This is a genomic window from Microcoleus sp. S28C3 (assembly GCF_036700785.1).
GTDB classification, from domain to species: Bacteria; Cyanobacteriota; Cyanobacteriia; order Cyanobacteriales; family Microcoleaceae; genus Microcoleus; species Microcoleus asticus.
Genome location: NZ_JAUBPO010000288.1, coordinates 1 through 1298, shown reverse-complemented (window position 1 = coordinate 1298; position 1298 = coordinate 1). Strand labels below are relative to the sequence as shown.

Annotated in this window: 2 protein-coding genes; both read left to right on the top strand. The window is 47.1% G+C overall.

The genetic code is table 11. From position 1 onward, the window contains the following. The first annotated feature begins 123 nt into the window (after positions 1–123). A complete protein-coding gene (locus QUA13_RS32500; protein ID WP_333205217.1) occupies positions 124–1116 on the top strand; it encodes an iron ABC transporter permease in 993 nt (330 codons plus the stop codon). After that, positions 1082–1240: a hypothetical protein gene (locus QUA13_RS32495; protein WP_333205215.1), complete on the top strand. Its 159-nt coding sequence runs from the start codon at positions 1082–1084 to the stop codon at positions 1238–1240. The genes QUA13_RS32500 and QUA13_RS32495 overlap by 35 nt, the downstream gene beginning before the upstream one ends. Positions 1241–1298 lie beyond the last annotated feature (58 nt).

The window sequence follows — 1298 nt, the reverse complement described above, 5'->3', positions numbered from 1 at the left end:
AAATCCAAACTACCGAAAACTCCTAGAATACGGCTCTCTCAGAGCCTGACTCTCCCAAAATATGTCCGAACTGTTGCTCTGCAAAAAGGCTATTTATCTAAAAGCAAAGCGGTATAATATATTGTGAAAAAAATCTGGCTAAAATATCGAGTTTTTCAGGCAGTTGTATTCTTAGGATTGGGTTTGCTGTTAACCATCGCCCTTTCGCTTTCTTTTGGTGCGGTGCCGATGAGTGCCGATCAATTGTGGCAAGCATTTATGCACCGAGGTGATGCTGTCAATCAAACTATTTTCTGGGAATTGCGTTTGCCCAGAGTGGCGGCAGCGCTGACGGTTGGTGCGGCTTTGGGAATGTCGGGAGCTTTGCTGCAAGGGTTGCTCCGCAACGGTTTAGCCGATCCTTTTGTATTAGGAATTTCGGCGGGTGCAGGGTTGGTTGCGATTACCATGCTGACTTTGGGAATATTTCAAACTTGGGTGCCTTTGGCGGCTTGGATAGGTGCTATTTTAACTTCGATGCTGGTCTACTTTTTGGGAAAAACTAAAACGGGGATTTCTGTTGAACGTTTAGTTTTAGCTGGTGTGGCTGTGAGTTCTCTGTTTGGGGCAATACAAACTACACTGCTGCTGTTAGCTGAAGACAGCCGTCTGCAAGCTGCTTTGAATTGGTTAATTGGTAGTTTGAACGGTCGCGGTTGGTCGGATTTGCAGGTGGCTGCACCTTATATTTTGGCTGCTTTGCTGTTAGGATGTTTTTTGGGTCGATCGATAAATTTGCTGGCTTTGGGCGACGATTTAGCTGTTGGTTTGGGGGTTTCGCTGGTACGATCGCGCTTGTTGATTGGGGGTGTTGCTACTTTGCTAGCTGCGAGTGCTGTCAGCATCGGCGGATTGATTGGTTTTGTGGGATTGGTTGTGCCTCACGGGGTGCGTTTGTTGGTTGGTAATGATTATCGGTTTGTGTTGCCGCTGAGTGCGATCGGCGGTGCTTGGGTGTTGACTTTTGCTGATTTTTTGGCTCGTTTGGGTGCGGTAGAATTGCCTGTGGGTACAGTTACGGCTTTGTTGGGTTCTCCGCTGTTTGTCTGGCTGCTTTATCGGCGTTCTAGTCAGTAGGGAAGAAGGAAGAAGGAAGAAGGAAGAAGGAAGAAGGAAGAAGGAAGAAGGAAGAAGGAAGAGGGAAGAAGGAAGACGCAAAATTAATTACCGATTACCAATAACCAATTGGAGTTTAGACTAAGCAGGTCAAAAAGTGCGCTCGCCCAAAGACCGGCAAACGTCCATACTCCAACGGCAAC